This is a genomic window from Putridiphycobacter roseus (assembly GCF_003234935.1).
In the GTDB taxonomy this organism is placed as follows: Bacteria; Bacteroidota; Bacteroidia; order Flavobacteriales_D; family Crocinitomicaceae; genus Putridiphycobacter; species Putridiphycobacter roseus.
The window spans coordinates 1-7,823 of record NZ_QKSB01000023.1; the positions used below are offsets into that span (position 1 = coordinate 1).

Annotated in this window: 4 protein-coding genes and 1 tRNA gene; 3 read left to right on the plus strand and 2 right to left on the minus strand. The window is 34.7% G+C overall.

The genetic code is table 11. The features are described 5' to 3' along the window. Positions 1-367: 367 nt before the first annotated feature. Positions 368-4,618 carry a M4 family metallopeptidase gene (locus DNU06_RS17025; RefSeq protein ID WP_111064713.1) on the minus strand — a complete coding sequence of 1,417 codons (4,251 nt, stop codon included), beginning with the start codon at positions 4,616-4,618 and terminating at the stop codon, positions 368-370. Positions 4,619-5,221: 603 nt separating this feature from the next. On the opposite strand from DNU06_RS17025, the gene DNU06_RS17030 reads away from it, so the two are divergent. Then, positions 5,222-5,488 carry a hypothetical protein gene (locus DNU06_RS17030; RefSeq protein WP_146239310.1) on the plus strand — a complete coding sequence of 89 codons (267 nt, stop codon included), beginning with the start codon at positions 5,222-5,224 and terminating at the stop codon, positions 5,486-5,488. 484 nt (positions 5,489-5,972) lie between these two features. Here DNU06_RS17030 and DNU06_RS17035 read toward each other — a convergent pair whose 3' ends face one another. Further along, positions 5,973-6,584, minus strand: coding sequence for an SDR family oxidoreductase (locus tag DNU06_RS17035; protein WP_317048255.1), 612 nt, complete (start codon positions 6,582-6,584; stop codon positions 5,973-5,975). 388 nt (positions 6,585-6,972) lie between these two features. Here DNU06_RS17035 and DNU06_RS17040 point away from each other — a divergent pair, with 388 nt between their 5' ends. Both DNU06_RS17040 and DNU06_RS17045 read left to right on the plus strand, forming a co-directional pair. Further along, positions 6,973-7,401, plus strand: a complete 429-nt coding sequence (locus tag DNU06_RS17040; RefSeq protein WP_111064715.1) for a ferritin-like domain-containing protein — start codon at positions 6,973-6,975, stop codon at positions 7,399-7,401. Between the two features lie 179 nt (positions 7,402-7,580). Further along, a tRNA-Met gene (locus DNU06_RS17045) sits at positions 7,581-7,653 on the plus strand. Positions 7,654-7,823: the final 170 nt, after the last annotated feature.

A 7,823-nucleotide genomic window follows, 5' to 3' on the forward strand; every position in this document is an offset into this window, starting at 1 on the left:
TTTGAGTTGATGCGTAGGATGAAAAAAGCAAGAATTAGGGTTCCTGAGCTTGCCGAAGGATCCCCGCTACTTAAAAAGAGTTTGTTAGAAATAACAAACTCTTTTTTTTGTGATGAACTTTTTTGGAAGAAAACAGGACAGGAACCTATGGTTGAAGAATAGATAATAATGAGACCTCTTGAAAACAAAAACGGAACCATTGAATTAAAAGCTACGCCAGGCGCCGGGTTAAGCTACCTGTTTTCTTTTCCATTAAAATAGTTTATAAATAGGATCTGTGCTAATTTTTACCACTCCTAGCTCTAAAAAATATCGTACAGTTCTCAATACTAGAACCGCGTTTACAGAAAAAAAGTTGTTTTAAGTACTACAGTTTAATAAGGCTTTCCGAATGTAAAAGTTCACCAAGAGAATTATAAATAGCAATAATGTAAGTGGCTCTTTCAAAATCTCCTACAAATACAGACTTGTTTTTACCAGATAAAAGAAGTTTTCCATTGACATCATAAATTTTAAAGTGAATGGGTTGCGAGGAATCAATTGTAAGGATGTTTTTAGCGGGGTTTGGGTAAATATTTACTTTGTTTACACCAAATGAATTACCAATTGAAAGGCCAGTAACTTCTATGCATGAAGATTGTACAATACAATTGCCGCTAGTGAGAATAACCGCAAAATTACCGTTGTTCTGAGGTACAAAAATTTGGTTTGTTGCACCTTGAATCGAGTCTCCTGTATCACAATTAATCCATTGATAGCTTACGTAATTGCTTTGGAAGGCAGTTAAAACACTTCCATTAAATGTAATACCACTATCAATCTCATAATATACTGCTAATTGTATTTGAGAACTTGTATTTCCATCACTATCAACATATTGCCATGTTATATTAGTCAATCCTGGTGTAATAATAGGTAAGGGGGTTGTAGTTGTTCCAACAAGTGTATTCCCGCATTTATCAGTAGCAGTTGGAATCTGGGGCATAAAAGGAAGACAGGCATGTGCCGTATCAATAATAAAATTATCAGGAACAGGTGGAGTATATCCATCTACAACACATACTGTTTTTGTAACAGTTTTCGAACATCCATTTTCATCTGTTACAACTAGTTGAATAGTTAGGTTAGGGCTGAAACCAAACATTGTAAAACCAGTAGAAGACGCTGCAGTATCGGCGATAACAACTGGTCCCTGTAATATTGACCAATGATATGAAGCATAACCTACTGGAGCATATGCCACGAAAAAGGACTCCGTGCATAAAGTATCAGGAGCAACAATATCTACAACGTCCAAAAATCCAACACGAATTGTATCAAAAACAGTAGTGTCAAGTCCATTTATATTTGATGTTAACGATATAATATACGTACCTGTATCCGCATAGGTATGGTTAATATTGTTTAATGATGAAAGTATCTGCGTATTTCCATCACCAAAGTTCCAAGAGTAAAATAATCTACAAGGAGGAGCTAACAGATTAACTTCGTAACAGTTGTTTTGTGTAGTAATAAATTCTAATGGCTCATCATTAAAATTGTTAACCTCCATAAAGCCAGGGAAATTGAAGAAGGGATTACTAGCAGAAGCCCCATTAATTAAGTTATAGCCATATGCATTGTAGGCTAAATTATCGTTCGTTTCTTTAAAGTTTGGATTGTTAATTACACCTATTTTGCAGTCATAAGTGGTATACCCATTTGACTGTGTTCCATTACTTCCACCAATAAAACCTATGTATATTTTACCATCAGGCCCTAATGCCATATCTCTTTTGTTTAATATGTATTGGCTAGAGTTTGTAAGAGGAGCTAAAATTGGAGCATTTCCCACTAATGTTTTAGACCCTTCAAAATCGGGGTCTAAAACATCATATTGAAAAACATTAGCATACCGAGCTGTATAAAAAAATCTAGAATTAGGGCTAAATGCTCCTTGTCGCAAATTAGATACTGAAAAAGCAGCGGTTGGGTGAGGTATTCCCGCTAAACTAGTAATTGTTCCAGCAGCTCTATCAAACTTGTATATGGTGTCTCCAGCAGCAAAATATTGGCCATTGGGGGCAACGTTTATTGTGCCATCATATATGTATGTTTCCTTAAAACTATTATAACTTAAGGAGCCCAATGGAGATGAATTGTAGTCTAACTTATAGACAGATAACCCAAAATTGTATAGTTGACTGCAAGTTGAGCATTCGTTGCGGCTATTTAGAAGCACCCAATATACATTAGGATCACATGAAGCTATAATTGTGGTGGTTCCAAAAGTACTTATAGCACCGGAATTAGAATCAAAATCAAGGTTAAAATTAGAACTTGGTGGAGCTACAGGTGTTATGCTTACAAGTTGAGGATTCCCAGGCGTATAAACATCTATAATAACTCTATGCAGTCCACTATATGTGCCTGAGCCGTTAATAAAAAGATTTACATAATGTTGGCCTAAAGATGTGTCGGGGTTTGCAGCAGAACAACCTGTTTGCAATGGGCCTATTGCATTGAGATCAGTGAGACTATCAATAATAACATGATTTTTATCAATTAATCTCAGTTTATAGTCGTTGATGTTATTTGTAGTGGAGGTCGCTGAAATATAATATTCAAGATTCCCATTTTTACTGTAGCCAGTTGGGGGATAAGTATTAGAATAAGGGTATGAAATAGGTTCTGCAATACCACTTGAAAAATCAAAGCCACTTTTATGACCAAAATACCAAACTCCTGCATGGTCAATAATTGGTTGGCAATCTGTTATGTATAACTGTATTTCTCTTTCCTTGGAGGTTCCCGTTAAAGTGTCTGTGGCTATTAATTTTAGTGTAGAAATTCCTTCAGTATTCATTGTTATCGGCATTGAAACAGTATCATTATCTAATGTCCATGTGTAATTGAAAGCAGGCACATTTACATATTGATTATAAAATGTTTGCGTGTCGCCAATACAAAATTGTGATCGCAAGTTTACAATTTCAAGCGGCACGTATGAAAACATACAAACATCTGATGTGTCGCCAACACCCACTGCATTCCATGCATTCATTATTTCTTGAGTTATAGCACAGCTACTCGTTACAGCTAGCGAGGCCTGAATTGTTGCATATCTTAAATCCAAATAAGTTGAATTTGGATTCAAGTAATCATAAGTATTTATAAGAATAGGAATAAGCGTTGAAACAGGTATTGAATTGACAGAATAACTAAAGCCATTATCATTTACCCCACTGCCTCCGTTAGCCAATAAATAATACCAGAAGTTACCAACGCCACTGTTGCTATGCACACCTCCATGATCTATCGCAGAAAACACCCAGTTATTTCCATGATATGTATCAGGGTCATTATAGGTCCCTGGGTTTGATAGGTCTCGAATACCGTTTCCATTTAAATCGCTTACAATCCATTCATTAAGAGAAAGGTTGTTGAAACTTGAGGAATTGTTAACCGATTTTTCAATCAGAGAAGACCAGATGTCAGACAGTGATTCATTAATGGCTCCGGATTCATCCTGGTAAACTAATCCTCCTCCAAAAAGTTCAGTTAATGCATGTGTAAATTCATGTGCAACTACATCTAAAGTAGCAACAGGTCCCGGGAAATTTCCTCCACCGCCAGAACCGTACGTCAAAAGAAAACCGTTCCAAAAAGCATTGTTTTGAGAAGATGCATTATAGCCGTAGTTCACATAGCTACTTATAGTTGCTCCATTATCGTCATAGCTATAGATTGAGTGACTATTAAAAAAATCAAATACAATCTTTGTTGCCCAATGAACATCAAGTGCTGCTCGGTCATTTCCAGTCAAGCTGCTCCAATCTGTAGTTGTTGAAGTTGGTACGCTAGCATTTGAATAATCTGATGCACCTAGCGGTAATAGAAATGTTTGAATACCAAAAAGGTTATTTGTGAGTTTGTAAAGGCCCGGTGTTTGCTGATCAAACTCAATATCTTGAGTACCGTGATGCATTGTACTGCATGTACCAGTTATATGTTGCGTCATTTCTATTTCCTTAATAACTGTCCCATCATATGCATCCATATAAATTATGTGTCGACCCTGAGGAATTAATGAATGTACTTGGAGTTTAAAAACGAGTTTATATGCATTTTCATGCTGCAAAATAATTAATTTAACTTCTGGAAATAAACTGGTTACTTTTCCTTTAGTAACAGTGTTTATAATTCTAGTATAGGATGTGTCTTCAAAAGCATAGCGCTCTGCTCCAATATAATCCAGAGTTTTAACAATAATTTCTTTTTCACTAAGTAAATTTTTTGTGTCAAATACCGGAATTTCCTGCTTTATATTACCATTATATGAAATTAACCGGCTATACATACTGTGGAATGAGATAAAAGCTGATTCCACGCCAACCCCATTATTATATTGTCGAAAAGTGTGATGTAAAACCCCCTGTTTGTCTTTTTTCGATTTAACCAACACTAAACTATCAAATTTTGATAATTTATTCGCTTCTCTAAATTCCTTAAGAACAATTGATGAAGTTTTATTGACACCATGGTCAACTTTCTCCGAAAATTTATAGTCAGTATTTTTTTGCGATAGTACTGGGAATGCAGCAAGTACAATGCAAAATATAAAACATAACAGTTTCATCACTTAACAGTTTATTATCATAAAGATACAAAATAATATTTAACAACATAAGAAACCACTATGCGACATTTGTCACAGACTTTTAAAACTTTAAAATATATTTGAAACTGCCACAAAAAGAAACTATATGAATGTTCTGATTTTATTAAAAAATTCGCCATTGGATCATTCCATTGTCAATTTTATGGCATCCGTTTTTAATAAGTAATCGATTAATCTACATCTTTTAAATTTAGTTGAAGCTAATGGTGAAACCCCAACTAAACCTAAAATATTTAAACAGCTTTGATAATGAATTAATTAAAAAAAGTTCTGCATTAATTGGCAATCGAATTAAAATAATTAAAAGCTATATAAAAAAAAATTGATTGATTTGGTGGCAGGTGGTGCGCATAAAACAAATGTACTTGAGGATATATTTGTGCAAACCTTTGCTTCTTCAATAATGGAAGAGATAAACATTTCGTTTCTAACAATAAAATGTAATAGAGACCATTTTTCACCTTCAAAATTGGGATTGTAAAAGATTTTAAGGAAAGTAGCGTTGAAAATCTAAGGGTATTAGCAGATATAAAAGAGTTGCATGGGAGCGAAATTGTGCTGTTGAAAATAAAAACACCTGACGATAAAAGGACTGACAGCCAAACACAAGAAGTAATGGATGGGTACAATAAAGAGAATTGGCTAAATGCAAAAACCATAATAAGAGATGCTATGAATAAGGAAGAGGGGGTAGTAGAAATTATGAAAGAAAAACAGATTGATTTAATTGCATTTAGTAAGAACCAACAAAAAAGTTACTTGCCATCTACAAAGCGCAGCGGCGCCGAAGGATCCCCGCTACTTAAAAAGCATTTATCGAAAGGTTAGTGTTTTTTTTTGTGATAAACTTTTTTTTATTGACAGGAAGTGAACCTATGGTGGATAGAAGTTGAAATTAATGAAAGTATGATTTCAACGCCTCATATTAGCACAAAAAAAACCGCTACAAATATTTGCAACGGTTTTTCCTAAATATTTTACGCTATTAAAGAAATAAAACTATTAAAATAATAATCAATACTAATGTTCCTCCTCCGATATAAACTCCTCTATTTTTCATAATTTTCTGTGTTTTAAATTGTTAATAATTACTGCTGCGATAAATAATGAAAGAACTATGCCACAACTGACTATCAACACGTTAACCAACTCCCAACAAATAAACTGTACCCTCAATTTCCCAATATGGGGTATTTAGACACAGCATGAAGCTTTTAACTCTTGATTCCTCAGGCAGCTTTTTAACAGACAAGCAAGAGGAATTGCTAACAATCATTTTGTCAATGATTGATTTTAATTCCTAAGTTCAATGTTATATCGATTTTAAAGCTTCTCCAATTTGTGTCTCGCCTGACAAGATTTCAAGACTTTTATCTCGGGCAACATTCATGTCTAACAAAGCAACCAAGGTCTTAGCAACATCATCTCTACTAATTTCACCAGCCTGCTCCATTTGACTGTTTGCTTGAATCAGACCGGTACCCGCATTGTTCGTCAAGGTCCCTGGTCGCAATATGGAATAAGCCAGTAAACTAGCACTTAAGTATTCATCAGCATTGTGTTTTGCTTGTAAATAAGCTTTAAGTTGCGTTGCATTCTCAGGGCTATCCGCCCCCATAGAGCTCAGCATTACAAACTTATCTATCTTTGCACGCTTACTTGCATCTATCAGCTTCTTTGCTCCTTCTTGATCGACATCATATACTTTTTCTCCTCCCGAACCTGCCGCAAAAATCACCTTGCTTACGTTCTCAGCTATGCGATCAATATCACCCTCTAGATCACCAACCCTAGTGTTTATCCCTTGTGACTTAAATTCAGCTTCTTGAGTTTGATTTCTCACCATGGCAATCGGTTCATACGCTTCTGACGCCTTTAATAAGTTCACTATTTTTTTTCCTGTTTTGCCAGTTGCTCCGGCCACTAATACTTTTTTCATAACTGTTTTTTTATTCGTTCCTAATTTTTTATACATTCAAAAACCAATTGCAATTTCTGCATTCTAGAAAAAGCCCTTGTTTTACATCATTACTAGCATCAATAACCCATCCAAGTTACTTTTAAAAAAGCGGGAAAACGCTCCTACACACTCTAACAGAAATAATTAAGCAATCGAAAAGTATCACCCTCCAATTTTATTAAAAAGACAATTAACAAGTAAAGTGTATACTAAAATCAACAAAACGGGGACATTTTTACCCTGTCAACTCCTCCTTAAAAAAACATAATAACTTATAAATGTATTACTTATGATATTTGGCGCTGATTTTTCATTAGCACTACTAAATTATTAACTAAAAACTTATAGAAATATGGACCAGGAATTAGAGAAAAAATTAAATGCAATAGTAATGATATGCATAGATGGTAACAAAGGGTACGCAACGGCAGCTGAAAATATTTCGCACACAGATTTACAGACCTTGTTCAATCGTCTTTCCCAGCAAAGAAAATTATTTATTGAAGAATTAAAACAAGATGCGAGGTCTGTGGGCATCACACTAAATGATGATGGAAGTGTTGAAGGCTTTTTTCACAGAACTTGGCTCTCTACAAAAGCCTTTTTTAGCACACAAACACTTGAATCAGTAATCGAATCCAGTTTAACAGGTGAAGAAAAAGCAATTGAAGTATACACGGAAACAATAAGCGAAGACATACCGTCATTTATTAAAGAGAGGCTAATAAATCAACTAGCATTAATAAAAGTAGCATTAAACCAGCTTAACAACTTAAAATAATTAGCCGACTCAATTTGAATCCGTAAATCATCCCCACTATTAAAACGCATTTATCGAAAATCAGGTATTTTTTACAACGAACTTTTTTTATAAGAATGTGAAAAATATTTTGTTCTAAAGAAAAACATAGTATCTTTGCACCCGCAAACGAAACAGAACGTTCATTTATAAAAATATATTGCGGGGTGGAGCAGTTGGTAGCTCGTCGGGCTCATAACCCGAAGGTCATAGGTTCGAGTCCTGTCCCCGCTACTTAAAAACATTTATCGAAAGGTAGATGCTTTTTTTTGTGATAAACTTTTTTTTTAGAAACAGGACGAGAACCTATTGCTGAAAGAATAAATAGTTTTGAGTTGATGCGTTGCATTAAAAAAGCAAGAATTAGGGTTCCTGAGCTTACCGAAGGATCCCCGCTACTTAAA